The sequence below is a fragment of the Plantactinospora sp. WMMB782 genome, assembly GCF_049179135.1.
In the GTDB taxonomy this organism is placed as follows: Bacteria; Actinomycetota; Actinomycetes; order Mycobacteriales; family Micromonosporaceae; genus Plantactinospora.
The window spans coordinates 3,029,165-3,055,034 of sequence record NZ_JBMHMC010000007.1 but is presented as its reverse complement, the minus strand read 5'-3'; the positions used below and the strand labels follow the sequence as shown (position 1 = coordinate 3,055,034).

Annotated in this window: 23 protein-coding genes and 2 pseudogenes; 9 read left to right on the top strand and 16 right to left on the bottom strand. The window is 71.9% G+C overall.

From position 1 onward, the window contains the following. The first annotated feature begins 3 nt into the window (after window positions 1–3). Both ACN28A_RS16010 and ACN28A_RS16005 read left to right on the top strand, forming a co-directional pair. Entirely contained in the window at window positions 4–549 is a 546-nt protein-coding gene (locus ACN28A_RS16010) for a hypothetical protein (protein ID WP_421396116.1), read from the top strand. Between the two features lie 25 nt (window positions 550–574). Beyond that, window positions 575–1,711, top strand: a complete 1,137-nt coding sequence (locus ACN28A_RS16005) for a M23 family metallopeptidase (RefSeq protein ID WP_421396115.1) — start codon at window positions 575–577, stop codon at window positions 1,709–1,711. Between the two features lie 215 nt (window positions 1,712–1,926). Here the strand turns inward: ACN28A_RS16005 and ACN28A_RS16000 are convergent, their stop codons facing one another. The 5 genes from ACN28A_RS16000 to ACN28A_RS15980 all read right to left on the bottom strand — a co-directional run bounded on the left by ACN28A_RS16000 (window position 1,927) and on the right by ACN28A_RS15980 (window position 5,936). Then, a complete protein-coding gene (locus tag ACN28A_RS16000; protein ID WP_421396113.1) occupies window positions 1,927–2,583 on the bottom strand; it encodes a hypothetical protein in 657 nt (218 codons plus the stop codon). Window positions 2,584–2,588: 5 nt separating this feature from the next. Then, a complete protein-coding gene (locus ACN28A_RS15995) occupies window positions 2,589–3,254 on the bottom strand; it encodes a Panacea domain-containing protein (protein WP_421396111.1) in 666 nt (221 codons plus the stop codon). A gap of 539 nt (window positions 3,255–3,793) precedes the next feature. Beyond that, the gene (locus ACN28A_RS15990) at window positions 3,794–4,951 is read right to left on the bottom strand and encodes an IS110 family transposase (protein WP_421404434.1); all 1,158 of its coding nucleotides are present in this window, start codon (window positions 4,949–4,951) and stop codon (window positions 3,794–3,796) included. Window positions 4,952–5,409: 458 nt separating this feature from the next. Then, on the bottom strand, window positions 5,410–5,676 hold the full coding sequence (locus ACN28A_RS15985; RefSeq protein ID WP_421396109.1) for a hypothetical protein: 267 nt from the start codon (window positions 5,674–5,676) through the stop codon (window positions 5,410–5,412). After that, window positions 5,673–5,936, bottom strand: a complete 264-nt coding sequence (locus ACN28A_RS15980) for a DivIVA domain-containing protein (protein WP_421396108.1) — start codon at window positions 5,934–5,936, stop codon at window positions 5,673–5,675. The genes ACN28A_RS15985 and ACN28A_RS15980 overlap by 4 nt, the downstream gene beginning before the upstream one ends. A 447-nt stretch (window positions 5,937–6,383) precedes the next feature. On the opposite strand from ACN28A_RS15980, the gene ACN28A_RS15975 reads away from it, so the two are divergent. The 3 genes from ACN28A_RS15975 to ACN28A_RS15965 all read left to right on the top strand — a co-directional run bounded on the left by ACN28A_RS15975 (window position 6,384) and on the right by ACN28A_RS15965 (window position 8,027). Beyond that, window positions 6,384–6,611 (top strand): winged helix-turn-helix domain-containing protein, encoded by a 228-nt coding sequence (locus ACN28A_RS15975; protein ID WP_199187707.1) that lies wholly within the window; start codon window positions 6,384–6,386, stop codon window positions 6,609–6,611. A 145-nt stretch (window positions 6,612–6,756) separates the two neighbouring features. Continuing rightward, window positions 6,757–7,284 (top strand): Uma2 family endonuclease, encoded by a 528-nt coding sequence (locus ACN28A_RS15970; protein WP_421396106.1) that lies wholly within the window; start codon window positions 6,757–6,759, stop codon window positions 7,282–7,284. A 113-nt stretch (window positions 7,285–7,397) separates the two neighbouring features. Continuing rightward, window positions 7,398–8,027, top strand: coding sequence for a hypothetical protein (locus tag ACN28A_RS15965; RefSeq protein WP_421396105.1), 630 nt, complete (start codon window positions 7,398–7,400; stop codon window positions 8,025–8,027). A gap of 33 nt (window positions 8,028–8,060) precedes the next feature. On the opposite strand, the gene ACN28A_RS15960 is transcribed toward ACN28A_RS15965, so the two are convergent. Continuing rightward, window positions 8,061–8,627: a hypothetical protein gene (locus tag ACN28A_RS15960; protein WP_421396104.1), complete on the bottom strand. Its 567-nt coding sequence runs from the start codon at window positions 8,625–8,627 to the stop codon at window positions 8,061–8,063. 183 nt (window positions 8,628–8,810) lie between these two features. Between ACN28A_RS15960 and ACN28A_RS15955 the strand changes: the two genes are divergently transcribed. Together ACN28A_RS15955 and ACN28A_RS15950 are read left to right on the top strand one after the other, a co-directional pair. Beyond that, the gene (locus ACN28A_RS15955) at window positions 8,811–11,588 is read left to right on the top strand and encodes an FtsK/SpoIIIE domain-containing protein (RefSeq protein ID WP_421396102.1); all 2,778 of its coding nucleotides are present in this window, start codon (window positions 8,811–8,813) and stop codon (window positions 11,586–11,588) included. Further along, window positions 11,585–12,025, top strand: a complete 441-nt coding sequence (locus tag ACN28A_RS15950) for a hypothetical protein (RefSeq protein ID WP_421396101.1) — start codon at window positions 11,585–11,587, stop codon at window positions 12,023–12,025. Before ACN28A_RS15955 ends, ACN28A_RS15950 begins: the two co-directional genes overlap by 4 nt. Window positions 12,026–12,183: 158 nt before the next feature. Here the strand turns inward: ACN28A_RS15950 and folE are convergent, their stop codons facing one another. The 4 genes from folE to ACN28A_RS15930 form a co-directional block, all read right to left on the bottom strand. Further along, on the bottom strand, window positions 12,184–12,867 hold the full coding sequence (gene folE / locus ACN28A_RS15945) for a GTP cyclohydrolase I FolE (RefSeq protein ID WP_421404432.1): 684 nt from the start codon (window positions 12,865–12,867) through the stop codon (window positions 12,184–12,186). Window positions 12,868–12,962: 95 nt separating this feature from the next. After that, on the bottom strand, window positions 12,963–14,993 hold the full coding sequence (ftsH, locus tag ACN28A_RS15940; RefSeq protein WP_421396100.1) for an ATP-dependent zinc metalloprotease FtsH: 2,031 nt from the start codon (window positions 14,991–14,993) through the stop codon (window positions 12,963–12,965). A gap of 424 nt (window positions 14,994–15,417) precedes the next feature. Continuing rightward, a complete protein-coding gene (gene hpt, locus ACN28A_RS15935; protein WP_421396098.1) occupies window positions 15,418–15,993 on the bottom strand; it encodes a hypoxanthine phosphoribosyltransferase in 576 nt (191 codons plus the stop codon). Between the two features lie 123 nt (window positions 15,994–16,116). Beyond that, window positions 16,117–16,248: a hypothetical protein gene (locus ACN28A_RS15930; RefSeq protein WP_421396097.1), complete on the bottom strand. Its 132-nt coding sequence runs from the start codon at window positions 16,246–16,248 to the stop codon at window positions 16,117–16,119. A 182-nt stretch (window positions 16,249–16,430) separates the two neighbouring features. Here ACN28A_RS15930 and ACN28A_RS15925 point away from each other — a divergent pair, with 182 nt between their 5' ends. Next, window positions 16,431–17,417, top strand: coding sequence for a GlxA family transcriptional regulator (locus ACN28A_RS15925; protein WP_421396095.1), 987 nt, complete (start codon window positions 16,431–16,433; stop codon window positions 17,415–17,417). 106 nt (window positions 17,418–17,523) lie between these two features. Here ACN28A_RS15925 and ACN28A_RS15920 read toward each other — a convergent pair whose 3' ends face one another. The 5 genes and pseudogenes from ACN28A_RS15920 to dacB all read right to left on the bottom strand — a co-directional run bounded on the left by ACN28A_RS15920 (window position 17,524) and on the right by dacB (window position 23,009). After that, a complete protein-coding gene (locus ACN28A_RS15920; protein WP_421396094.1) occupies window positions 17,524–19,170 on the bottom strand; it encodes a gamma-glutamyltransferase family protein in 1,647 nt (548 codons plus the stop codon). A 9-nt stretch (window positions 19,171–19,179) separates the two neighbouring features. Continuing rightward, window positions 19,180–19,470: pseudogene (locus ACN28A_RS15915) on the bottom strand (TilS substrate-binding domain-containing protein); the annotation flags it as partial. A gap of 153 nt (window positions 19,471–19,623) precedes the next feature. Further along, a pseudogene (tilS, locus tag ACN28A_RS15910) lies at window positions 19,624–20,352 on the bottom strand (tRNA lysidine(34) synthetase TilS); the annotation flags it as partial. A gap of 7 nt (window positions 20,353–20,359) precedes the next feature. Continuing rightward, window positions 20,360–21,430 (bottom strand): zinc-dependent metalloprotease, encoded by a 1,071-nt coding sequence (locus ACN28A_RS15905; protein ID WP_421396093.1) that lies wholly within the window; start codon window positions 21,428–21,430, stop codon window positions 20,360–20,362. Window positions 21,431–21,527: 97 nt separating this feature from the next. Next, on the bottom strand, window positions 21,528–23,009 hold the full coding sequence (gene dacB, locus ACN28A_RS15900; protein WP_421404430.1) for a D-alanyl-D-alanine carboxypeptidase/D-alanyl-D-alanine endopeptidase: 1,482 nt from the start codon (window positions 23,007–23,009) through the stop codon (window positions 21,528–21,530). Window positions 23,010–23,786: 777 nt separating this feature from the next. Between dacB and ACN28A_RS15895 the strand changes: the two genes are divergently transcribed. Next, window positions 23,787–24,293 carry an inorganic diphosphatase gene (locus tag ACN28A_RS15895; RefSeq protein ID WP_421396092.1) on the top strand — a complete coding sequence of 169 codons (507 nt, stop codon included), beginning with the start codon at window positions 23,787–23,789 and terminating at the stop codon, window positions 24,291–24,293. Between the two features lie 139 nt (window positions 24,294–24,432). On the opposite strand, the gene eccD is transcribed toward ACN28A_RS15895, so the two are convergent. Then, window positions 24,433–25,860, bottom strand: a complete 1,428-nt coding sequence (eccD, locus tag ACN28A_RS15890) for a type VII secretion integral membrane protein EccD (protein ID WP_421396091.1) — start codon at window positions 25,858–25,860, stop codon at window positions 24,433–24,435. Between the last annotated feature and the right edge of the window lie 10 nt (window positions 25,861–25,870).

The window sequence follows — 25,870 nt, the reverse complement described above, 5'->3', positions numbered from 1 at the left end:
CCGATGCGGCGGGCGATCGAGTTCCTCTTCACCCGGCTCCTCCGGTCCCGGCTCGGGATCGCGGTCGTCATCGCCGTGCTGGTGGTCGGGATCGTCGGCGCCGCCCGGTTGGTCGCCGGACCCGGCGACGACAGTCCCGGACTGATCGGCGGCACCCCCGGCCCGATCGAGGTCACCGACCCGGAGGCCGGCGACGACGGGCTGACGGTGACCACCGAGCCGTCGCCCCGGACCAGTCCCGGCGCGCCCGAGCCGGCGCAGGTGGCCCGGACCTTCGCCACCGCCTGGCTCGACCACCGGGACACCACGGCCGAGGAGTGGCACACCGGGCTGCGCCCGCTCGCCACCGAGAACCTGACCGAGCAGTTGACCGGCGTCGACCCGGCCACCGTGCCGGCCGACCGGATCACCGGCGAGCTGGTCGTCGTGCCCCAGAACGACAGCCTGGTCGAGGTGGTCGTACCGGTGGACTCCGGCGAGCTGCGGCTCGGCCTGGTGGCGTCGTCGGGGCGTTGGCGGGTGGACACGGTGGACTGGCAACGGCGCTGAGCGGGCGCGGGGAGGTGGGGACGGGATGACCGACGGCGGTCCGGTCCGACGGCCGGTACGCCGGGTGGCGCTGGCGATGGCGCTGACCGGGGTACTCGCGCTGCTCTGCTGTGTCGGTGGCACCGGCGCGTTCGTGGTGACCATGTTCGCCGCCGAGGAGGAGAACATGGCGGCGGCCACCTTCGGCTGCGGCGACACCGACCCGATCAGGATCGACGGCGATCTGCCGCTTGTCGGGCCGTACAAGACGAGTCAGATGCGGAACGCGGCGACAATCATCAAGGTGGGCCGGGAGCTGGGACTGCCACCCCGGGCCTGGGTGATCGCGGTCGCCACCGCGATGCAGGAGTCCGCGCTGAACAACCACGGTCACCTCGGCACCCGCAACGACCACGACTCGCTCGGGCTCTTCCAGCAGCGCCCCAGCACCGGCTGGGGCACCCCGGAACAGATCCGCAACCCGGAGTACGCGGCCCGGAAGTTCTACGAGAAGCTGAAGACCATCAAGAACTGGCAGCAGCGCTCGCTAACCCGGGCCGCCCAGGCGGTGCAGATCAGCGCCTTCCCGGACGCGTACGCCAAGCACGAGCCGCTGGCCACCGAGATCGTGAACGCGCTTACCGGCGGGGCCGCCCGGGCCGCCGGCACCGACCTCGGGCTCGGCTGTGCCGACGGGGCGGAGATCGCCGCCTCCGGCTGGACCGCGCCGATCCCCGGTGGCGTCGGCTCCGGGTTCCGGACCGCCAGCCGGCCCTCGCACCAGGGGGTCGACATCGGGGCGGCGAAGTACACCACGCAGATCCGGGCGGCGGCGGCCGGCAGGGTGCTGGTGTCCCGCTGCGACCCGGACCGGCGGGGCCGGCTGAGCTGCGACGTGGACGGCTTCCCCGGCAAGGGCGGCTGCGGCTGGTTCGTCGACATCCTGCACGCGGGCAGTGTGATCACCCGGTACTGCCACATGGTGCAGCGACCGCTGGTGTCGAAGAACGACATGGTGGAGGCCGGGCAGGTGATCGGGCGGGTCGGGTCGAGCGGCAACTCCTCGGGGCCGCACCTGCACTTCGAGGTGCACCTGCGCGGTGACCGGAGCAGGCACGGCGCGACCGACCCGGTGCCGTTCATGCGGGACCGGGGCGCACCGCTCACCGGAAATGAGCGGTGATGCATCAGATGCAACATGCGACGACTGCAAGCGTCCTGGATTGCGGTGACGCATGGGGGCCGGCCGAGGCGTCAGATGTTGGCGGCGGCCGTGCTGGACGCGATGGCAAGCGGGCCGGAAGAACCACTAACCAGCTTTGAACGCCACAGCCGCAGCGCCTCGGCGAGGAGGAGTTCCGGCTTCCGCTCATGCCGATGAGAGTGCAGGTACTCTTGTCAATTCCGCTGCCGGGACATGCGACTTGCTGAATGCCGCATGCGTGCTGCTCTTGTGAGCGCGATGAACTTAGCCGGTGGCAGCACGTAGCTGTGTCGACTCAAGCCTCCAGACGTATATGCCTCAAGGAATCCGCGATCGCGAGTCACGCAGTAGACACGAGCCAAAGGATCCTCGGCGGCGAGTTGTCGACAAACGCCAAAAACCATGCCGTCCTCGTGATCAAGCGGAGGGTTACCGTCGGGGAAGAGGTCTCCCGCGCTACCGCCTCCCGACTTCTCAACGAGTCCGTAGATCAACTCATCAACCAACTTTTGAGCATCCTCAGCGCTCCAGCCCATGCCGTGGTAGCCGGTCCTCGGATCCGGCGTCACGGGCTGGCTAGCCTTTCCCCTAACAATGATGTCGATGTGGCTCGACGTCCAGACTTCAAGCGCTTCGTCACCGGCAAAACGCCCAGACGTACACGCGGCCAAGGCCCTCAGCGAATCCTGCGCCCCATCTTCCGGGTGTGGAATCGCGATTCTCGCCAGTCGTGCGGCGGCAGCGTCGAAGTCGCTCCACGTGAATGGTTCTCCGATAATGCGAGCAGCGTCGAGGTACACGTTGCAGTCGAAGACCACCAGGTGTCGTTGAATTTCCTCGCCGCTACTCACGGAGATCAGGCGCCGGCATGAGCCCGGCGGCGCTCCCTTCGGATCCCGTCAGCACTGTACTGGTGCCCAGAATCCAGATTCGAGCTTCCCCACGGGTTGTCTCCAGGATCTGAAAACTCTTCTCCGAGCGATCCGAGTATCTCATCAACGTCGACGGGACCTGTAGCCGCCGGAGAGCCAAGGTAGATGCCGACCGCAGCAAGGTCGGATGCCGTCCTGCCGCCTAGCCTGCGGTGGGCTCGGTAGAACTGCGCCATGGCCTGATGGCTGACTTCCGTCGAGCATTGAGCTTCTGGAGGAAGGTCGCCTCGCGCCTCCCGCCACGGGGCTTCCGCGTGCGTCAATGCGCTCAACTCATCCCCAGACATCGATCCATACGTCGCGAGGACGATATTGATCAAATCCGATGCTTGGTCGTCAAGCGCAATGCCGTCGACCTGCTGGTCGATCGCCCTGCGCGTTTCTCGACTTTTGCGGGCATGCCACACCTGGGGAACGACCGGGCCATCCTTCCACGCCTTTATGCGCTCCTCGAACAGTGGTTCGTTCGTGATGGCCAGGTGCCAAGCCTGCACGTAGTAGAGCAGCTTCTGGAGGCTCATGGCATCCAGCCATGGCCCCGATCGCGCGATGATCACTGAAGCCACGTCGTCTGCCCTCAGCACCCTCATCACCCCGCTCCTCGGCTCGCCTCCGTGTCGCCAGCAAATCAGCGCCGACAGGTTGCGTCAAGCATTGCACACTGCTATAACCTGCCGGGAGCGCGGACGGCTACCCGGCGGCAGCATCCTAGGCAGTTAGAACGCTTGTTCGATTATACCTGACAGCGATTGCCTGCGCTACCGCTGCCAGCCGCCACGCCGCATGCTTGGAAGCGGTGCAGCACGGATCGGACCTGGTCGCTACGTTGCCACGGCGCTTGCGGGCGTGGTGGCCGGTTCAGGGGATAGGTGGTCCGGCGCGCCGGGCCGCCGGCACACGCACGACGCTTAGCGCGAACGCCAGGATGTCCCGTCCGGTGAATGATGCGCGATGCAGCAGACCCAGATGTTGTACGTGCAGCATGACGTCCCTCCCGAGGAGGCTCCTTTCTTGCAGGTACCGCAAGAAAGGGCGCCGTGCCGGCGGGCCGACCCCGCCACCCTCACGTAGCCACGATCCAGCGGCGCCGGCCGCAAGATGGGGTGCACGCTCATGGCACCCCTTTATGTCAAGGCGCCGCTGACGCCAAGGGTTTAGGGTGGTTGGTGGCGGGTCCGGGAAGTGGCTTGTCCGAAGGGCCGATGTCCGGGGTCAGGTCGGTCACGCTGGATTGCAGAGTCGTCCCCGAGTGCCCTCCCGGGCCTGCCGCCTGCCGTCGTTCCCGGTCTTCGATCATGCGGGCGAAGACCACGTTGGAGAGCCGTCGCTTGAGCGCACGCATGGCTTCCATGGAGGTCTTCCCGGCGGCCTTCTTCGCGTCGAAGTAGGCGCGGCCTTCGGTGCGGTTGCGGAGCTGGACCACGGCCATGATGTGCAGCGTGCGGTTGATCCGCCGGTTGCCGGCGCGGGAGAGCCGGTGACGCTTCTGGTCGCCGGAGGAGGCGTCCAGGGGTGCGGTGCCGTTCCAGGAGGCGAACCGGTTGCGGTCGGCGAACCGGCTGATGTCTCCGACATCTGCCAGTAGGCGGGCCGCGCATGAGGGGCCGATGCCGTGCAGCTCCATCAGGGTGGAGCCGCGGGCGGCCACCAGCTCCTTGAGGTCCTTCTCCGCGACCTTGATCTTCTTGTCGATCCCCTCGAGTTCACTGATCAGTTCAACGGCGAGGCGGCGTCTGGTCTTGCCGACGATGTCGCGGGGTTTGACCGTCGCGATCAACGCGCGGGCCTGTGACGCGGTCAGGAACTTCTTCGCGCCGCCGGGTAACAGTTCCAGCATCAACCGGTGCAGCCGGTTGATGGTCTGGGTGCGGGCACGACCCAACTCGTCACGCCGGTCGGCGAGCATGCCCATCACCTGCAGGTCCGCGTCGACCTGAACCCGAACCAGATTCGGGCTGCGTAGCGCCACCATCGCCACCAAGTGCGCATCCACCGGGTCGGTCTTGCGGCCGTTGCCGGTGGCGAACACCCGCACCTGCGCCGACAGTTTCGCGGGCACGTCGAGCACCGTCTCGCCGTCGTGAACCAGGCGGTGGGCGATGTGCTTGCCGATGCCGTTGCAGCCCTCCACCGCCCAGACCCGATTCGCATACCTGCGACCGGCCGCGAGCATGTCGGCGTAGCCGGCCCTGTCGGTGCCGTACCTGCCTGTAGCCAGCACCCGGCCGCGTTCGTCGACGACCTCGATGGTGGCCGAACGCTTGTGCGGGTCCATCCCGATGATCACGTTCAACGGCGCCTCCCTTCGCTCAACTGGGCGGAGTTGTCAGCAAGGAGGGCACCGCTACTTCGAGCAGAACAAACCCCTTTCCAGCCTCTCCTCGCGCGGTGCCCGGCGAGACCGCAGGCCATGAGAGAGCCACACCAATGACACCAGTGGGCAGCCGCAATGTGGGAGCGTCTCGCCGGGCACCTGGACCGAGTCTGGCCGGACACCGATCCTGGACCAAGTCTCTAAGTAGCCGCGATCCGGTGCGAGCGCGACTGAGGGCGGCGATAACGGATCGTAGTCGGCGAGACAATCCGCCGTACGACATGGAGACTTGCTCGACAGAGGTCGTTGACCCTTCTGGTACTCGACCTCTTTACGCTCCCGGCGTACCTACCTGTGCACTCGGGCCTATACGCCGATAACAGCCGCCCAGGCGAAGCCGGACGGCACAGCCGGCGCCGAGCACCACGTCGTCATATCGACCGTCGCCGTACTCGTGGGGCGCACGGAACCTCGTGGTCGATCCGCAGTCCGCAGCGGCGGCCGTTGGGCAGCCGCCGGGTGCAGAAGACCCGATGGCGTACGTCCTGGTTCCGTTCTTCCGAGACGGTGGTCTCCGGCACGTCCACGCAGAGGAAGGTCAGCGCCCGAGCGGCGGTCCGGGCCAGGACGCGGGCCCGGGGCAGGTCGGTCGTGACGATCGTCAGGTGGATGACGTACCGGTGCAGTTCGATGCTCACCGCCGCGCCGTCGCGCCCAGGGTCGGCGCCTGGGCGGCCTGCCAGCGCCGCAGTGCGTCCTTGATCCGGGCCGCCTCCTCCTGGCTGCTGGAGAGTTGGGCATAGACGCGGCCGAGATCATCGGCGACCCGGTCGAGAAAGACCGCGACCTCCTCCGGGTCCAGACCACGCCAGGTCGTCCGGAACCGCCGGCCCCGCACCTGCCAGGGCCGCATCGGCTGGTACGGCCGAGAGCGGCGCTCGCCGAGCACCGAGGACAACCGGTCCGCTCCCCTCGATCTCGTCAGGATGCGCCGAAGGAGTTGTCGCACGTCCGTCCATCCTTTCGCTCGGTGTTGGTCCTGTTCCCGTCCTCGTTCCTGCGCTGGTGGTGGGGGTGGTCCGGCCGTCTCGGGTCCGCCCGGACCACCCCCGCCCCAGCCACCGCAGCCCAGAGCGGCGGTACGGCAGCAGGGGCAGCCGCGCTGTCGCATGAGGTGCTCGTCTGCCACCCGATGCCAAAGAGGTGTTGCGGCGCTCGCATCGCCCTGCGGAGGTGCCAACCGACCACAAAGGCCCTGCAACCGCCAGCTGCGAAGTTACGCCGCCAGTGTCACCTACGTCAAGTGCGTCATTCGCGGATGCAGCGTCACTTCGCGTACCTGCATTGCCTACGTCGCGAACCGTGATCAATACTGGATGGGCCAACCGACCGCAGGGGACGAACCGTGCCTATCCCGCCGACCATGAACGAGCTGATCGACGATCTTGTAAAGCGCATCAAGAAAGGTGACCTGCCACCCGGCACTCAGATTCCCTCGACCAGCGAACTGGCCGACCACTACGACGTATCGAAGTCGACCATCTCGCGAGCAGTGGCCCGGCTCCGCCAGCGCGGAATCCTGATCGGCCGCCCAGGTCGCGGCGTCTTCGTCGCCGAGAAGCCAGGACGATGATGGTGGCGAACTCGGGCCGGCGCTTGCCGCCTTCGCGCGGCACGGCGTCATCGACGAATCGCACTTCATCGGCCCTGACCAGGCCCCACAAGCTTAGGCGGGCAGTAGCCTGACCGGCATGAGCGCAGAGGCCGTCGGTCGGCACATGCCCACGGTGATCACGCTTGACGACCTCAGCGCGATGATGGCCGCGGACGACCACCACCGGTATGAAATCAGCCCTGAGGGAGTGCTGTCGGTCAGGCCGCCGGCCGGATACACGCACGCGATCATCGCCACCCGGCTCATGGGCTGGCTGCTCACCGCCGGCATCCCGGCGGACCGCGTCGCCCAGGCCGTCGGCCTGCGCATCCCCGGCGTGGTCGGTGGTGTCGGCGGTCGCATCCCCGATCTGGTCGTCTGGAGTAAGGCGCAAGCCGAATCCGTATGGCTGCCGGTCGCGGACGTGCTGCTCGCGGTCGAGATCATCTCGCCCGGATCGGCTGCCATGGACACCGCCGCCAAACCGGCCGAGTATGCCGGCGCGGGCATCCCGCAGTACTGGACCGTCGACCAGGACCCAGGTCAGACCGTCACCATGTACCGGCTCGATGGCAACCACTACCAGGCGGCGGCCAGGATGCCGCTCGCCTGGGTGCTCAACACCGCGCCGGGAGAGCACGGCCTGGACTGATCCGGTCGGCCACCCGTCACGCACTGTGTTGCCGTCGAAGTGGGAGCCTGGAGAATAGCGGTGTCAGGCGCCGAGCGCGTTCCATCCAGGAGCACAGGTAGGTCGAGCAATCCGTGAGCCACGATCCCTTTCCCGATCCGTTCGCCGGACAGCCCGACTGGGCCCCGACGCCGCCCCGACCGGTCGTGATCGCCGCCGCGGCCGGCCGGACGGACCTGCGGGGCCGCCGGGTGCTGGTCGGGCTTCCCGGGCTCGGCTGGCGGGGCGACCTGCGCGCGGACGAGCGGGTGGTGCAGGGCAGCCGCACCTACGTACCAGTGCTTGCCGAGCACGAGTGGTACCGGGCCGAGGCCGAGCAGATCGAGGTCTTCGCCCCGCTGGTGCCGGCGGAACGGGTCTGGGTGGAGACTCTCGGCGAGCCCTCGGTCTGGAGCGCCACCACCCCGCCGATCCCCCGGCCCGCCCGACCGGACGTGATCTCCCGGCTGGTGTCGCTGGACGCGCCGACGCACCGGGCTCCGGTGCCGGTGGTCGAGGCGGACGCCGTCGCCGGCCGCCGGGTGGTGCAGGTCTCCGACTCCGTCGAGCGGCGCGACCTGCGGGCCGTCACCGAGGTCTACACCAGCGACGACGGGGACATCTGCGTACGCGTCACCGCCGAACTCGACTGGTACCGCTGGGCGTGGAGCGGCCGTCCGCCGACCACACTGGAGGTGCCGGTGCACCTGCTCTGGATCGAGTGACCGGCCTGCTCCGGATCGTCTGAGCCGATGTGTTCAGCTCACTCGATCGGCCTCGCAGACCCGCCAGCCGTCGTCCTGCACGACGCCGAAGCGCCACCGCTGGTGCTCGGTCTGGGAGAGGTTGTCCACCAGGTACGAGATGACCAGCTGGACCGAGACGTCGGCCCGCTCGCCCTGGACCCGCGCGTCCAGCGGTCCCCACTTGACGACGAAGGTGATCTGGAACTGCTTCTCCCGGGCCGCCAGGTCGGCGCGGAGCTGCCGCAGCGGGGCGAGCCCGGCGGCGTCGGCGCACTCGAACTCCCCGGCAAGTACGTCGTTCTCGTCGACCAGGAAGGCCCGCAGGTAGTTGTCCACAAGCACGTCCGGGGCGCTCCGGTCGGGTGCGGTGAACCTGTCGTAGGCGACGTACGCGATGGCGGCGCCGGCCAGGCAGACCAGCGCCAGTGCGCCGCCGACCACCGCCAGCACCAGGCCCAGCCGCCGTCGACGCGGTGCCGGTGCGGGTGCGACCGGCGGAGTCTCGGCGTGCTCGGGCGGGGTCCGCTGGGTGGGTACCCGGGACACCTGGGAATCGGTCGGAGGGTGCACTGATTCCACCCCTTGAGGCTAGCCGCTGGCGTCTGCGTACCCAATGGGCGCGAATTCCAGATTGGTAACCAAAAGGGAGCAACCGGTTACCACCCGCTGTGCCGGTATCTGTGCCACGACCGTCCACGCAGGTCCGCGAAGATACCGCCGGGCTGGGATACCGTCTCAGACCAGGACGAGGGAGTTGGTGCGGTGGACACCTGGAGGGGACCGTCGGGGCACGCCGCCACGCTGCGCTGGCGGGCCGCCGCCGGCACGGCGGCCGTACTGCACCGCCGGGCCGCCGCCACCACGGCCGCCGCGGCCACCGCGCTGGAGGCGATCGGGCCCGTCCCCGCGGACCAGCGGGAGCAGCACGAACTCGCCGAACGGCTGCGCGCCGCGGCCAGCCAGCTCGTCCCGGGCTGGCTGGGCGCACCGCTGGACGCCCAGTCCGAGGACGCCCCGCTCGGCGGCCCCGCCCAGCCGGCCTTCGTGCGGATCGGCACCGCGCAACCGCTCGACGACGCCCGGTTCCCGGTGGTGGTGCCACTGCTCGGCACCGGCCACCTCACCGTCGACGCGGACAGCCGGGACCCCCGGGTGGCCGGGATGCTGCGCTGCGTACTCCTGCGGCTGCTCGCCGCCGCCCCGGCCGGCTCACTGCTGGTGCGGGCCGTCGACGCCACCGACGCAGGCCAGCTCTTCGCGCCGTTCGCGCCGCTCGCCGACGCCGGCCTGTTGCCGCCGCCGGTCACCGACCGCACCGGCCTGCGGGCCCTGCTGGCCGAGGCCGAGCAGTGGGTACGCCCCAGCCGGCCGAGCACCGCCCGCCACCACCGGCACGACCGGACCCTGCTGCTGGTGGTCGGCTCGCTGCCGGAGCTGACCGAGGCTGCCGACCTGGCCCGGATCGGCGCACTGGCCCGGGAGGGTCCCGAGGCCGGGCTGCACCTGGTCGTCGCCGGCTGGCCACCGCCACCGCTTACCGCCGAGACCAGCCAGGCACCCCTGGCCCGCTCCACCATGATCGCGATGCGCAACCCGTACGCCCTGGTCGGCGATCCGCCCGGTGCCTCGTTCAGTGCCCCGGTGCCGCACCTGCCGGGCAGCGGACTGAACGCACCGGTCTTCCTCGACGACTGCCCGCCGGTGCCGCTGCTGGACCGGGTCTGCCGGGAGCTCGCCGCGCGGTTCCACGCCGACTACCGGCGTACCCTGGACGACCTGCTTCCGGAGCCGGCGGACGGGTTCTGGACCGAGTCGGCGGCCGACGGGCTGAGCACTCCGGTCGGGCACGACGGTGACCGGACCGTGCAGCTCGGTTTCGACGAACGCACCCCGCACTGGCTGGTCGGCGGCCGGGGCGGCGCCGGCAAGAGCACCTTCCTGGTCAACGTCCTCTACGGGCTCTGCACCCGCTACCGACCCGACGAGCTGGCGCTCTATCTGGTCGACTTCGCCGACGGGACGGCGTTCACCGAGTTCGTGCCGGTGGACGGGGCGGCCGGCGCCGCGCCGGGCGGGCCGTGGTTGCCGCACGTCCGGGCGGTCGGGATGCAGGCTGACCGGGAGTACGGCCTCGCGCTGCTCCGGGAACTCGACGCCGAACTGGACCGCCGGGACGGGGCCGGCACGGTCTCGCCCCGGATCGTCTGTGTGCTCGACGAGTATCCGCTGCTGGCCGGGGAGGACGCGGTCGGTACCGAGGCGCTGGCCCGGCTGGAGTCGGTGGCCCGGCGGGGGCGCTCCGCCGGCGTACACCTGATCCTGAGCGGGCGTCCGGCGCCGGCCCTGGCCCCGCTGCGCGCCCGCCGTGACTCGTTCCTCGGGCAGTTCCCGGTCCGGGTTGCCCTGCCTGGCGGCGCCGACGTGCTGGAGCCGGCGAACGACTCGGCCGCCGGCCTGCCGTCGGGTACGGCGGTGGTGAACACCGCAGGCGGGCTGGGCGGGCCACGCGGTGCGACCCGGGGGCACGAGCGGACGCTCCGGTTTCCCGATCCGCACACCGACCCGGGTGCGCTCAGCGGCCTGCGGCACCGGCTCTGGGCGGACCGGCCCGCCGGTACCCCCGCACCGGCCGTCTTCACCGGCTACCTGCTTCCGCCTCCACCGCCGCCCCCGGCACCAGCCCCCGATCCACCTGCGGCCGACAGCCCGATACCGGCCGCCGGCCCGGCCCCGGGCGATGTCCCGGCAGCAGCCGGTCTCCCGGCGACACCCGGCCTCCTGCCCGGAGCCGGCGCCGGCCCGGGGTCGGCGGTGCGCGTGCCGGTCGGGCTGCTGGTCGACGTGTCACCGCGCCCGGCGGAGCTGCCGCTCGACCGGGCGCCGGGCCGGCACCTGGCGATCCTCGGGCCGGACCCGGCCGGGGCCGCGATCCTGACCGGCGCGGCACGCGGACTTGCGGCCGCCCATCCCGCCGGCAGCGTCGAATTCGTGATCGCCGCCTCGGACCCCGGAAACAAGGCGGCCGAGGCGCTCGCCGCCGAGCTGTCCCGGCGGCATCCGGTGCGGCGCTCGGACGCCGCCGGGCTGGCCGGCGTGCCGGACCTGGTCGGCGGCCCCGGCTACCTGGTGGCGTTCGGCATGGACGAACTGGTGGCGGACGCCGAACTGCCGGCGGGACTGTTCCGGGCGCTGCTGCGCGACGGGCCGGAACGTGGCGTACACCTGCTCGGCTGGTGGCGGGCGCTGGACCGGTTCGCCGAGCTGATCGCCAAGCCCTCCGGGCCGGCCGAGGAACGCGGACGGGCGGAAGAGTCGGTGCCCACCGAGCCGGTGCCCACCGACCAGCCGGTGCCCACTGACGAGCCGGTGCTCGACGGGTTGCTCTTCCTCGACGTACCCGAGCCGGAGGTGGTGCGGCTGCTGGGCCGGCCGGTACGGTGGCGTCCCCGCCCCGGGCGGGCACTGCTCTACGACCGCCGCACCGACCTGGCCGCCCTGGTCGTCCCGTACGCCACGACGGACCGGGAGGGTGCGGCATGAGCGGCGACGCCTGGCAGGACTACCTGGCGGCCGCGCAACGGCTGGACGCGGTACGCCGGTCCGCGGCAACCGCCGCCGCCGACCAGGAGCGGGGCGTACAGAGCGCCCAGGAGGAACTGGCCGGGATGCGGGCCCGGCTGGTGCCCCAGCAGTCCCGGCTGCGCGCGTTGGGTGTGGTCGAGGCCGACCTGGTGCCGTCCCAGCCGGAGGTGGCGGCGGCCGGGGTGGCGATGGTCGGCGGCCCGCAGGCGGTGCTGGCGGCGCTCCGGGACGCCCGGGCGACAGCGGACGCGGCGGACGCCGCCACCCGGCTGCCCGGTGCCGGGCCGCTGCCCTGGACCCGGGTACTGCTCTACGTCGTGCTCGCGGCGGCGGTGCTCGGCCTGCTGGCGGTGCTCTGCCTCGGCGGCGTCTATCTGATCTCCTCGCGAGGCTAGCGGCGGAGTGTTCTCCCCACGAGGCTGGCGGCGGCGCCAGCGGCGATATACCCGATCAGCGTGATACCACTGGGTCATCATGATGCCTCTGTGGTATCACCGCGAAGCCAACTATCCCGCCGACCGGGGATCACGTCGACCCGCCGCCGGCAGACCGGTCAGACGAGGCGGCTGGCGCCCAGGATCAGCGCCATCGCCTCGGCGCGGGACTTGGCGTCCCGTTGCAGCGCACCGCGTACCGCCGAGGTGACGGTCTTGGCGCCGGACTTCTGGATGCCGCGCATCGCCATGCACATGTGCTCGCACTCCAGCACCACGAGCACGCCGCGCGGCTCCAGCTTCGTCATCAACAGGTCGGCGATCTGCGAGGTCAGCCGCTCCTGCACCTGCGGCCGGCGGGCGTAGACCTCGACCAGCCGGGCCAGCTTGGAGAGACCGGTGATCCGGCCGTTCTCGCCAGGGATGTAGCTGATGTGTGCCGAGCCCCGGAACGGCAGCAGGTGGTGCTCGCAGAGGCTCATCACGTCGATGTCCCGGACCAGCACGAGTTCCTGGTGGTTGGCCTCGAAGGTGGTGCTGAGCACCTGGGCCGGATCGACGCGCAGTCCGGCGAAGAGTTCGGCGTACGCCCGGGCCACCCGGGCCGGGGTCCGCACCAGGCCGTCCCGGTCCGGGTCCTCGCCGACGGCGATCAGGATCTCCCGGACCGCCTTCTCGATCCGGGCCAGGTCGACCGCATCCTCTACCGGCCCGCCGCCGAGCTTCCCGTTGACCAGCCGGGCCGCCAGGTAGTCCAGCTCCTCGTCCCCGTCCGGCTCGGTGGCCGACCCCGACCCCGACAGACCGGCCGCCCCCGACAGGCCGGCTGATCCGGTCGGGTCGCCGGACGCGGACAGGCCGCCGACGTTTCCGTCGGCGGCCTGTTGGTTCGCTGCGCTCAGTGTGGGCCGTCCGAGTTCGGCGCGGTGTTGTTGGCGGCGTTGCCGCCGCCGATGGTCGCCTGCACACCGTCGGCCTCGGCCTGCGCCTTGAGCTTCTCCTTCTCCCCCGGAGTGAGCACCGGCGGCTCTGTCGACGGCTGCCGCTTGCCGAACCCGTTGTACGGAGCCATCGGCGGCCGCTTGACCACCCGGGCGCAGATCCGCGCCATGTCGGCGGTGGAGAGGGTCTCCTTCTCGATCAGCTCCAGTACGAGGTTGTCCAGGACGTCCCGGTATTCCACCAGGATCTCCCAGGCCTCGTCGTGGGCCAGCTCGATAAGCGACCGGATCTCCGAGTCGATCTCGGCGGCGACCGCGTCGGAGTAGTCCCGCTCGTGCCCCATGTTCCGGCCCAGGAACGGCTCGTCACCACTGGTGCCGTACTTGATGGCGCCGAGCTTGCTGCTCATGCCGTACTGGGTGATCATCGCTCGGGCCAGCGCGCTGGCCTTGACGATGTCGTCCGCCGCACCGGTGGTGGGCTCGTGGAAGACGAGTTCCTCGGCGGCCCGGCCACCCAGCGCGTACGCCAGGGTGTCGATCATCTCGGCCCGGGTCTGGGTGTACTTGTCCTCGGTGGGCAGCACCAGGGTGTGCCCGAGGGAGCGGCTCCGGGAGAGGATCGTGACCTTGTGCACCGGGGCGGAGTGCGGCAGCGCCCAGGCGACCAGGGCGTGCCCGCCCTCGTGGTAGGCCGTGATCTTCTTTTCCTTGTCGCTCATCACCCGGGTCCGGCGCTGCGGGCCGGCGACCACCCGGTCGATCGACTCTTCGAGCGACTCGTTGGAGATCGCCCGCTTGTCGCTGCGGGCGGTCAGCAGCGCCGACTCGTTGATCACGTTGGCCAGGTCGGCGCCGGTGAAGCCCGGGGTACGCCGGGCCACCGCGTCGAGGTCGACGTCGGGCGAGAACGGCTTGCCCTTGGCGTGCACCCGCAGGATCGCCTTGCGGCCCTCCATGTCCGGGGTGTCGACCGCGATCTGCCGGTCGAACCGGCCCGGCCGTAGCAGCGCGGGGTCGAGGATGTCCGGCCGGTTGGTGGCGGCGATCAGGATCACGCCGCCCTTGGTGTCGAAGCCGTCCATCTCGACGAGGAGCTGGTTGAGCGTCTGCTCCCGCTCGTCGTGGCCGCCGCCCATACCGGCGCCACGGTGCCGGCCGACCGCGTCGATCTCGTCGACGAAGACGATCGCCGGGGCGTTCGCCTTGGCCTGCTCGAAGAGGTCGCGGACCCGGCTGGCGCCGACACCGACGAACATCTCCACGAAGTCGGAGCCGGAGATGGAGTAGAACGGCACCCCTGCCTCGCCGGCCACGGCCCGGGCGAGCAGGGTCTTACCGGTACCGGGCGGGCCGAAGAGGAGCACGCCCTTGGGGATCTTGGCGCCGAGGGCCTGGTATTTCGCCGGGTTCTGCAGGAAATCCTTGATCTCGTGCAGTTCCTCGACGGCCTCCTCCGAGCCCGCGACGTCCGCGAAGGTGGTCTTCGGGGTGTCCTTGGTGATCATCTTGGCCTTGGACTTGCCGAAGTTGAGCACCCGGGAGCCGCCGCCCTGCATCTGCGACATGAAGAGCAGCAGCAGGATCACGAGGATGACGATCGGCAACAGGTTGACCAGCAGCGAGACGAACAGGTTGTCGCCGGAGACCTCGGTGTCGATCGGACCGGTGATCCGGCCGGCCGCCTTGGCACCGGCCACCGAGTTCCAGACCTCGTCGCCCACCTCGTAGGGGAACTGGGCCTGGATCTTGTCCGTGTCGGTGTCACCGAACTTGGCCGAGTTCTTCAGGTCGAGCTGGAGCGTCTGCTCCTTGTCCTGGAAGATGGCCTTCTCGATGTCACCCTTGTTGAGCTGGTCGAGGACCACGTTGGTCTCGACCTTGTGATAGCTCGGGCCGCCACTGAAGAATGAGCTGAGCGCTATCGCACCGATGATCACCAGGATGATCCAGACCACCGGGCGGCGGAAGAAACGCGTACGTTCCATGCTGTTGTCGAGCGCCGTAACGCCCGGACCCTCCTGATCGACGTCCTGATCGTCTGGTTGCCTTCTGCCGCCGCCGGAGCGGCGGGCCGAGACCGTCCCCGGAGAGCCGGCCTCGACGCCGGGCGCTTGGTACCGCGCCGCGGTCATTCGACGGTACACCGTGAACGCGAGGAGCGGCCCTGCGAGCCCTGGGGTAACAGGTCCGCTTCCGTCCGGGTGCCGGGTGGCGGCGGTCGGGTGCCGGAGCCACCCGACCCCGTGCGGCCCATTTTTCGGGTCAAACCGGGCAGGAGGCCCGGCGCGGGATGCTTCCGCGCCACCACCGCATACCGTAACCGCGTTTCCTGGGAGCGCGCTGTACGTACACTCGATATTTCGCCGCTGACATTCAGGATGGTCAGGGCGTACCGGACAGAACCCCGGATCAGGACCGGGCGTAGACCTCCGGCTTGAGCACGCCTACGTAGGGCAGCTCGCGGTAGCGCTCACCGAAGTCGAGTCCGTAGCCGACCACGAACTCGCTCGGGATGTCGAAGCCGACGTATTTCACCGGGACCGAGACCTTGATCGCGTCCGGCTTCCGGAACAGCGCCACCACCTCGACGCTGGCCGCCGACCGGGACTCCAGATAGCGCAGCAGCCAGGAGAGGGTCAGCCCGGAGTCGACGATGTCCTCCACCACCACGACGTGCCGGCCGGCGATGTCCCGGTCCAGGTCCTTGCGGATCCGCACGGTGCCGGAGGAGGTGGTGCCCTGCCCGTACGACGAGAGGGCCATGAACTCGAGTTCGGCCGGGGGCCCGTACCGGCCGAGCGCGCGGGCGAAGTCGGCCATGAACATCACCGCGCCCTTGAGTACGCAGACCAGCAGGATTCCGTCGGTGTTGCCGGCGTAGTCGGCCGCCACCTGTTTGGCCAGTTCCGCGATCTTCTCCCGGATCTGCTCCTCCGAAATGATCACGTGGTCGATGTCGGCGTCGTACCAGGAGCCCTGAGCCATGCGCCTAGCCTGCCGTACGCCCGTTCACGCCCGTCGCCGGGGCGGCACCTTCGCGAGGCGCCCACCCCGGCTGGCCAGGCGCGGGCTGTGCGGCACGGTTCGTCAGCCACGGGGCGATGATCGTCAGCCACGGGGCGACGACCGCCAGCCACCCTCGCTGGGCCGCCAGTCGGCCGAGTCGCGGCTGTCGGCGGGAAGCCCCAGCATCGAGGCGAGGAGCAGGACGAGGAAGAAGAGCGGGACGAGGAGTTCCATGGCGGCGTGACCTCTCAGTTTGGCGGTCAAGCTCGCGATCACGAGCCTGACCAGGTCTTTTCGGTTCGCCGCCGGTGCGCACCGGCTTGTGATACCTAGTCTGCGCCGCCCGGTGCTAAGCGGACAGTGGCAGCTTTGCCATGCAGCATCGATTTCCTGCCAGTCTCGGCTAACATCGATACATGCTCCGCAACGTGGCTGTGATCGCCCTGGACCCGGTGGCCCCCTTCGAGCTGGGAGTCCTCTGCGAGGTCTTCGGAACCGACCGGGTCGTCGACGGCTTCCCCGGTTACCGGTTCGACGTCTGCACCCACGACGGCAGGCCCGTCGGGACCCGCTCCGGCTTCGGGCTCACCCCGAGCGCCGACCTGACCCCGGTCGAGGACGCCGACCTGGTCGCCATTCCCGCCGTGCACCGCATCGGCGCCCCGATCCCGGAGAACGTACTGGCGGCGCTGCGCCGGGCCGCCGACCGCGGGGCGTACGTGCTGAGCGTCTGCTCCGGCGCGTTCGTGCTGGCCGCCGCCGGGCTGCTGGACGGACGCGAGTGCACCACCCACTGGAAGTACGCCGATCGGCTGGCCGAGATGTACCCGCTGGCCAAGGTGCGGTGCAACTCGCTCTACGTGCAGGACGGCAACCTGCTCACCGGCGCCGGCACGGCGGCCGGGATCGACGCCTGCCTGCACCTGGTCCGCCAGGAGCACGGCTCGGCGCTCGCCACCAAGCTCGCCCGCCGGATGGTGGTGCCGCCGCACCGCGACGGCGGGCAGGCGCAGTTCATCGAGGCGCCGATCGCGCCCACCCCGGCCGCGCCCACCCTGAAGCCGGTACTCGGTTGGCTGATGGAGCACCTCGACCGGCCGGTGAGCGTCGAGGACCTGGCCGGGCGGGCGCACATGGCGCCCCGGACCTTCGCCCGCCGGTTCCGGGCCGAGACCGGCACCACCCCGCACGACTGGATCACCAACCAGCGGGTGCTGCTGGCCCGCCGGCTGCTGGAGGAGACCGACCTGAGCATCGAGGCGGTCGCCAACCGGTCCGGCTTCGGCGACGCCGCGACCCTGCGGCACCACTTCGGCCGCCGGATCGGCGCCACCCCGCACGCCTACCGGTCGACCTTCCGGGACCGCCTCCCGACCCCCGGGCAGGAGTCGGTGACCGTCTGAGAGGCAGAGCCGGTGACCGTGTGAGGGGCAGAGCCGGTGACCGTGTGAGGGGCAGAGTCGGTGACCGTGTCAGGGGGAGAGCCGGTGACCGTCTGCGGGCCACCGCTCAGTAGCCGACCGCGCAGCCGTCCGCCCGGGGCTCCGAGCCGGCCACGTAGCCGCCGTCGGGCAGCCGCCAGATCGCCTGGCCGTACCCGAAGGCGGAGGCGTCCGGCTCGACGGTGACCTCGTGCCCCCGGGCGCGCAACCCGCCGACCACGTCGGGTCCCACCCCGCCGGATCCCAGACCCGGCTCGACCAGCAGTGAGCGACCGGCGTGCCAGTACCAGCGCGGCCGGTCCAGCGCCGCCTGCGGGTCGAGTCCGTCGTCCACGGTCGCCGAGACCACCTGCACGTGCCCCTGCGGCTGCATGTGCCCGCCCATCACCCCGAACGGCCCCACCGGCTCGCCGTCCCGGGTGAGGAACCCCGGGATGATGGTGTGGAACGGGCGCTTGCCCGGCGCCACCACGTTCGGGTGGGCCGGGTCGAGGCTGAACCCGGCACCCCGGTTCTGCAACCCGAAACCGAGCCCGGCCGGCACCACGTACGAGCCGAAGCCGAGGTAGTTGGACTGGATCAGGCTCACCATCATCCCGCCCTGGTCGGCCGCGCAGAGATAGACCGTGCCGCCCCGGGCCGGGTCACCGGGCGGCGGGGTGCCGGCGGCAGCGGTGACCAATTCCCGCCGGGCGGCGGCGTACTCCGGGGTCAGCAGGTCGGCGGTGGGGACGGAGACCCGGTCCGGGTCGGCGACGTACGCGTGCGCGTCGGCGAAGCCGAGTTTGACCGCCTCGACCTGCCAGTGCAGCCGCTCGACCGGATCGAGCCCGCTCGGTTCCACCCCGTCCAGGATGTTCAGCGCCAGCAGTGCCGCCACCCCCTGCCCGTTCGGCGGCAACTCCCACACCTCGTGTCCCCGGTAACCGGCCCGGACCGGTTGCACCCAGGTCGAGGCGTGCCCGGCCAGGTCGTCGCCGTCGAGCAGCCCACCGGTGCGGGCGGCGCACCCGGCCAGGGTCTCGGCGATCCGGCCGGTGTAGAAGTCCGCCGCCCCGGTCGCGGCGATCCGGCGCAGTGTGCCGGCGGCGTCCGGGTTGCGCCAGCGCTGTCCGACCCGGGGCGCCCGTCCACCGTCGACGGTGAAGACCCGGCCCCACTCGGCGTACTCGGCGCCGGTCAGCCCGGCGTGCAGCTCGACCGAACGGGCCCAGCTCGCCGCGACCCGGGGCGAGACCGGGAAGCCGTGCTCGGCGTAGCCGACCGCGTCGGTGAAGAGTTCGGCGAAGGGCAGCCGGCCGAACCGCTCGTGCAGGTCCCGCCAACCGGCCGGCGCCCCGGGCACGGTGACCGGCAGCCAGCCCCGGGCCGGCATCGCCGGCCCGACCGCCTGCGCACCACCGTGCCCCGGGGTCGGCTCGGCGCCCCGCCCGCCGGTCGCGGCCAGCACCAGTTCCCGGGTCAGCCGCGCCGGTGACCGGCCGGACGCGTTCAGCCCGTGCAGCCGCTCGCCGTCCCAGACGATGGCGAAGAGGTCGCCGCCGATGTCGTTGGAGCCGGGCTGGACCACGGTGAGCGTGATCGCGGTGGCCAGTGCGGCGTCGACGGCGTTGCCGCCCCGGCGGAGTACCGCCAGCCCGGCGGCGGCGGCGAGCGGCTGGCTGGTGGCGACGGCACCGTGCGGGGCGAAGAGCGGCTGTCGGGGGGCGGACATCCCCCATGTCTACTCCGCGAGCAGCGTCCCGCCACGCCGGGTCGCCCGGATGCCGCCGGGCAGATGCACCGCGCCCTGACCGCGCCACGCGGTGACCAGCGCGTTCAGCGCGGCGATGTGCCGGTACGACAGCGCGGCCGGCGCCGCTCCCAGCTCCCGGCACCACAGGTGCAGCACCCGGGTACGCACCGCCGGCGGCATCCCGGCCAGCACCGGCACGGCCAACCGGACCGTCACCCGCGACTCGCCGGCCGCCCCGAACCGCGACCCACCGGCCGCCCCGGACCGCGCCCCGTCCACCAGCCCGGACCGCGCCCCGTCCACCAGCCCGGACCGCGACTCGTCCTCCACCCCGGACCGCGACTCGTCCTCCAGCCCGAACCGCGACTCGTCCTCCAGCCCGAACCGCGACTCACCGGTCGGCCCGATCCGCGCCTCGGCGTAACCGGTGCGGGCCAGGTCGTCGAGCGCGGCGCCGTCCTCGGCGGCGAGCCGGGCGGTACGGGCCAGGTTGTCCAGCACCCCGGTGCCGAGCGCCCGGACCAGCACCGGCAGCACGTCGGCCCGGACCCGGGCGCGGGCGTACCGGTCGTCGGTGTTGTGCGGGTCCTCCCACGGGGTCAGCCCGAGCAGCGCGCACGCCCTGCGGGTCTGCGCCCGGGTGATCTCCAGCAGCGGACGGGCCAGCGCCACCCCGGCGTACTCCCGGACGGCCGGCATCCCGGCCAGCCCGCGCGGGCCGGCGCCCCGGGCCAGCGCCAGCAGCACCGTCTCGGCCTGGTCGTCCCGGGTGTGCCCGAGCAGCACGGTGCTGGCGTCGTGCCGGCGGGCGGCCTCGACCAGCGCCTGGTACCGCGCCTGGCGGGCCGCCGCCTCCGGCCCGCCCGCCCGGCCGCCGACCTGGACGGTCGCCACCTCGACCGGCCCGAACCCCTGCCCGCCGGCCCACCGGGCGACGTCCGCGGCCCGCCGGTCCGAGCCCGCCTGGAGGCCGTGGTCGACGGTGACCAGCCCGGCCGGCACGCCGAGCCGGGCGGCCACGAAGGCGGTGCCGGCGGCCAGTGCCAGCGAGTCGGCGCCGCCCGAGCAGGCGACCAGGACCGGCCGGTTCCGGGGTACGCCGGACAGCGCCCGCCGGACGGCGACCCGGATCGCCGCGACCGGCGGCGGCAGGGCGGCCACGGACGGGTCAGCCGGTGGCGGCGACCGGGCCGACCGGGCCGTGCACCCGGGCCACCCAGGCGTCCGGGTCGGAGAGTTCCTCCAGCCGGGGCAGGGTGAGCGGCGAGCTGAAGATCTTGTTGAAGCCGTCCATGCCGACCCGGTCCACCACGCCGTGCACGAACTTGCGGCCCTCGGCGTACTGGCGCATCTTGACGTCCACCCCGAGCAGCTTCCGGATCGCCTTCTCCAGCGGGTTGCCGGACTCGCGGCGCCGGTTGAACTTGGCCCGGATCGACTCGACGCTCGGGATGACCTCCGGCCCGACACCGTCCATCACGAACTCCGCGTGCCCCTCCAGCAGGGTCATCAGCGCGGTCAGCCGGTCGAGTACGGCCCGTTGGCCGGGCGTCTGCACGATGTCCAGCACGCTGGCCCGGCTCTCCGGGTTGCGGACCGACTCGGAGAGGGTGCCGACGCCGCGGCGGAGCCGGTCGAGGAAGTTGTCCCCGCCGGCCTGGGAGGCGTCCACGAACGCCTGCACCTCGCCGAGGAAGTGCCCGCGCATCCACGGCACGGCGGTGAACTGGGTCCGGTGGGTCACCTCGTGCAGGCACACCCAGAGCCGGAAGTCCCGCGGGTCGGCCTGGAGCTTCCGCTCCACCTCGACGATGTTCGGGGCGACCAGCAGCAGTTGGCCGGGGTCGGCGGAGAAGACCTCGTACTGGCCGAGGACCCGGCCGGAGAGGTAGGCCAGTACGGTGCCGGCCTGCACCCCGGTCAGCCGGGAGCCGATGCTGTCGGTGATCGCCCCCGGCGGCCGCTCCCCGGAGAGCCGGTTGATCAGCGGGGTGATCACCTCGCGCAGCCCGGCGATGTTCGTCGCCGCCCAGTCCTTCCGGTCCACCACCCGCACCGGCGGATGGGCCACCTGCGGGCGCAGCCCGGTGTACGCGAGCACGTGACCGGCCGCCTCGTCGGTCAGTCGACGCAGCTCGGACACGACCTCGGTCGCCTCGTCGTACGAGACCCGTGGTCCCGACTTACCCAACGCCCCTGCGGTGGCGGCGGCCAGATCCCAGTCCACGAACTGCGCCATACCACCACCGTACCCGCCCCCTCACACCCCAACCCGGATGAAAGGAAGGGCCCCCACTTGTCGGATTCTGTAGAAGCGGGGGCCCCTTCCTGACGGGTCAGCGGCAGCCGCACCGGGCCAGGGTGGTGGCGATCCGGTCCAGTTCCGGTTGCGCCTGCTCCTGTCCCACCGGCACCTTGTTGGCGAGTACGGCGAAGGCCAGCAGCCGGCCGTCGGCGGTGGTCACCACCCCGGAGATGGCGTGCACCCCGCTCAGCGTGCCGGTCTTGGCGCGCACCACACCCGCACCGGCCGTGGTCGCCTTCTCCCCGGAGCGGTCGAACCGGTCGCGCAGCGTGCCCGACCAGGCCGCCACCGGCAGCCCGGGGAAGAGGCCGGCGAGTTCCGGCCGGTCTGGCTTGGCGGCCATCGTCAACACGTCGGTGAGCAGGCTCGGGGTCACCCGGTTCGCCCGGGACAGCCCGCTGCCGTCGGCGAGCGCGCTCTCCGCCGCCGGCAGCCCGAGCTCGCCGACCACCTGGTCGACCGCCTCGGCGGCGCCGACGAACGAGGCCGGCTTGTCCCGGCTCAGCGCGACCTGCCGGGCCAGCGCCTCGGCCACCACGTTGTCGCTCTCCCGGAGCATGTACTCGACCAGCCGGATCATCGGCGGCGACTCGACCCGGCCGAGTAGGGCACCCGGGCTCGGCGTGCCGGGGCTGGCGCTGGCCGCCGCGGCCGGTGCGGTGGCGGCCGCCGCCGGTGCCTTGCCGATCACCACCGCCGAGTTCGGCAGCCCGAGCAGTTTGGCGAAGGCCCGCCCGGCCGCCTCGTCCGGCTTGGCGTACCGCTCCTGGCCCCGCCCCTTGTCCTGCGGGTCCTTCCGGGCGCCGTCGGTCATCAGCGCCGTGATCACCGCGCCGAACCCGCCGGTCGGGATGTCCGGGTCCCAGGCCGGCTCGACGACCGGGCCGGGGAAGAGGCTGCCGTCGACGACCACCTTCGTCGGCGCGGTGCCGCCCAGCGCCTTCTTGACCTGGGCGGCGAGCCGGTCCAGCCGGCCGGCGCCCGGGTACCAGCCGGTGGCGTTCACCGCCAGCGTCGGGTCACCGGCGCCGATGATCACCACCTCGCCCGGGTTCGCCCCGGCCACCACCCGGGTGCTGATCCGGTACGCCGGGCCGCGCGCCTCGAGTACGGCCGCCGCGGTGACGAGTTTGGTGGTCGAGGCCGGCACGGTCGGGGTGTCCTGACCGTTTGCGTAGAGCTGTTCCCCGGTGACCGCGTCGACGACCGAGATGTTCACCTCGTCGCCGAGGGCGCTGGAGCCGAGTAGCGGAGTCAGTGCCGCCCGCACCCCGGCCGGGGTGGGTGCCGGGGCGCTCGCACCGGCGGCGGCGAGTACGGGTGGCGGCGGCGGTTCGCTCGGGTCGGCGGCGCCGGGGGTGGCCGGGGCGTCCCCGCCGAGCCAGCCGTCGACCGGGCCGGGGCGGAGCACCGCCAGGCCGGCGACCGCGAGCGCGAGCACCAGGACCGTGCCGAGCACCCCGAGCAGTCGTCCCCGGCCGCGCCGGGCCGTCGGCGGTGCGTCGCCGGGCAGCGCCCCGCCGCCGGGGGCGCCGGCCGGGGCACTGGTGGCGGCACCGGTTGCCGGTGGCGGGACGGCCGATGCCGGGGCAGCCGGCGGGAGCGGGCGGTTGCCGGCGGAAGTCGGCGTACCCGGTCCGCCCGGACCGCCGGAGGGGCCGGGCCAGGCCGGCGGCGCGGGCCGGTCCGACCAGCCGGGTTGGCCCTGCGGCCCGGCCGGCGCTCCCGGCCCGCCCTGCCCGGACCGACCGGCGGCACCGGACGGCGGACCGGACGGCGGGACAGCGGGGTTCTGCCCCGACCAGCCGGCGACGCCGGACGGCGGGATCGGCAGGTTCTGTCCGGACCAGGCGGCAGCGCCGGACGGCGGGGCGGCCCGGCCGGACGGTGACGGCGGGCGGTGTGCAGCGCTCGGCGGCGAGAGGTGCGGAGCGCTCGGCGGCGAGAGGTGCGGAGCGCTCGGCGGCGGGATCGGTACGCTGGTCGGCAGTGGCACGACGGCCCGGCCGCGGGCCGGCGTGGACCCGGCCGGCGGCTGTGGCCCGCTGGCCCCGGGCACCACCACCCGACCCTGGGCCGGGTGCTCCGGCGGGTCCTCTCCGGTCAGGCCCGAGTGTGAATCTTCACTCCCCACCGGCCCCTCCTCCCCGTCGAATTCTGCCTAGGCGACACTACTTTGGTCCGAACACCGCTCGGAGGCCGGCGGCAAGGTGAATCGCGAGATCACCCGCGCAGGTGCCGACCGTTGTGGTTCCGTTGGCCAGCGCCGGCAAACGAGGGAGCGTGCGAGATGGATTTCGACGTCACGGTTGAGATCCCCAAGGGTCACCGCAACAAGTACGAGGTGGACCACGCGACCGGCCGGATCCGGCTGGACCGCACCCTTTTCACGTCGACGCAGTACCCGGCGGACTACGGCTTCATCGAAGGCACCCTCGGTGAGGACGGCGATCCTCTCGACGCTCTGGTACTCGTACCCGAACCCACGTTTCCAGGTTGCCTGATCCGGTGCCGGACGATCGGCATGTTCCGGATGACGGACGAGAAGGGTGGCGACGACAAGGTCCTCTGCGTGCCGTACGAGGATCCGCGCCAGGAGCACCTGCGGGACATCCACCACCTCGGTGAGTTCGACCGGCTGGAGATCCAGCACTTCTTCGAGGTGTACAAGGACCTCGAACCAGGCAAATCGGTCGAGGGCGCCACCTGGGTCGGTCGCACCGAGGCGGAGGCGGAGATCCGGACCTCCTACCGCCGTCACAAGGAAGCGGTCGAACGGGGCGAGTCGCCGCACTGACCCCGTTCCCGACGAGACTCCACGTGCGCCCGGCCGGAGCCGGGCGCACGTTCGGTTGCCGGGCCGGGCAGGACCGGCCAGGAGCGGACGGCCGGACCGGTCGGGCAGGCAGGCAGAGCAGGCAGAGCAGGCTGCCGGATCAGCCGAGCAGACCGCGGGCCTGTGCGTACAGGCCGAGCACCGCGCAGGCCACCGGCACCACCGCGATCACCATCAGGGTGTCGACGATGTCGGCGGTACGGCCCAGGTAGGGGCCGGGCTCCCGCTTCGAGTACGTCGCGCCGGCCCCGACCACCACCAGGGCGAGCACCAGCCCACCGGCGGTGAGCAGCAGCAGGCCGGTCTCCTGCATCCGGAACAGCAGGGCGATCCCGAGCACCACCGCGCAGCCGATCCCGGCGGCCATCAGCGGCACCCGCTGCCGGACGGTGACGAAGAGCCGGGAGCGCAGCAGCAGCGCCGCCGCCGACACCGCCACCATCAGCCGGCCGGAGAAACTGCCCGAGACCACCAGCACCAGCGCCGCCACGAGGGCGAGTACGGCGTGCCCGACGAGCATCCCGGTGAGCATCTCCTCGGTCCGGGCGACCGCCGCGAAGACCCGCCCCCGGTCCGGCCGCTCCCGCACGCCGCTCGCCACCGGACTGGCCGCCGTGAAGCCCTCGGCCGCCTCGGCGCCGGTCGGCAGCGTGATCGGCGGCATCGGCAGCTTGCCGAACCGGATCGCCAGCAACGGCAACATCCCGATCGCGCAGACCAGCAGGGCCATCAGGATCGCCGCCGACCCGGGCGCCGAGACCGCGAAGCCGATCAGCGCGGTCACCGCCCCGAGCAGCCCTACCGAGACACCGGCGGCGAAGACCCGCAGCCCGGCGGCGACCCCGACCATGCCGAGCACCGCGACCAGCAGCAGCGCGACCGAGCCGGCCAGCGCCTCCGGGGCACCGAGCCAGCCGACCGGGCCGACCACCCCGACCGGGTCACCGGAGGCGACCAGCAGGGCACCGCCGAAGAAGGCGAACGGCAACGCGTACCCGCCGAGGGCGGCACCGGCGGTGGCGTCCCCGTACGCCCGGGAGGCCACCACCGCGCCGAGCGACAGCAGTACGGCCGCGCCGATCGCGACGAAGCTGCCCAGTTCCCAGGCCGGGCCACCGGCGACCACCGCGAGCAGGCAGACCGCGAGCAGGCCGCCGGCCGCGCTCAGGGTGCCGATCCGGGTGTTCCGCCCGGACCAGGCGCTACCCCGGCGGCGCGCCCCGTCGGCGATCGCCTCGACCACGTCGTCGTACTCCAGCTCGGGCCACTGCGCCCGGGCCGGCACCAGGTGCAGCACGTCGCCGTCGCGCACGCCCTGTGGCAGCAGGGCCTTGCCGGCCGCCAGCGGCTCCCCGTCGGTGCGGCGCAGCAGCCACCCGCCGTGCTTCTCGCCGTCGTCGGCCAACCCCTCGCCGGCGTGCCGGAGGACTTCGGGCAGGAGTTCGGCCAGCGGCAGGTGTTCGGGCAGCGCGACGTCCACCCGTCGTTGCGGCGCGCTGATCGTGACGCGGGCGAGCCCGGTACTCATCGACAGTCCT

Bases quoted from the DNA above. Each gene is read 5' to 3' on its own strand.
- ACN28A_RS16010 (WP_421396116.1), top strand. From the start codon at position 4: ATGCGGCGGGCGATCGAGTTCCTCTTCACCCGGCTCCTCCGGTCCCGG.
- ACN28A_RS16005 (WP_421396115.1), top strand. From the start codon at position 575: ATGACCGACGGCGGTCCGGTCCGACGGCCGGTACGCCGGGTGGCGCTG.
- ACN28A_RS15995 (WP_421396111.1), bottom strand. From the start codon at position 3,254: ATGAGGGTGCTGAGGGCAGACGACGTGGCTTCAGTGATCATCGCGCGA.
- ACN28A_RS15970 (WP_421396106.1), top strand. From the start codon at position 6,757: ATGCCCACGGTGATCACGCTTGACGACCTCAGCGCGATGATGGCCGCG.
- ACN28A_RS15950 (WP_421396101.1), top strand. From the start codon at position 11,585: ATGAGCGGCGACGCCTGGCAGGACTACCTGGCGGCCGCGCAACGGCTG.
- ftsH (WP_421396100.1), bottom strand. From the start codon at position 14,993: ATGGAACGTACGCGTTTCTTCCGCCGCCCGGTGGTCTGGATCATCCTG.
- hpt (WP_421396098.1), bottom strand. From the start codon at position 15,993: ATGGCTCAGGGCTCCTGGTACGACGCCGACATCGACCACGTGATCATT.
- ACN28A_RS15930 (WP_421396097.1), bottom strand. From the start codon at position 16,248: ATGGAACTCCTCGTCCCGCTCTTCTTCCTCGTCCTGCTCCTCGCCTCG.
- ACN28A_RS15925 (WP_421396095.1), top strand. From the start codon at position 16,431: ATGCTCCGCAACGTGGCTGTGATCGCCCTGGACCCGGTGGCCCCCTTC.
- ACN28A_RS15920 (WP_421396094.1), bottom strand. From the start codon at position 19,170: ATGTCCGCCCCCCGACAGCCGCTCTTCGCCCCGCACGGTGCCGTCGCC.
- ACN28A_RS15905 (WP_421396093.1), bottom strand. From the start codon at position 21,430: ATGGCGCAGTTCGTGGACTGGGATCTGGCCGCCGCCACCGCAGGGGCG.
- ACN28A_RS15895 (WP_421396092.1), top strand. From the start codon at position 23,787: ATGGATTTCGACGTCACGGTTGAGATCCCCAAGGGTCACCGCAACAAG.
- eccD (WP_421396091.1), bottom strand. From the start codon at position 25,860: ATGAGTACCGGGCTCGCCCGCGTCACGATCAGCGCGCCGCAACGACGG.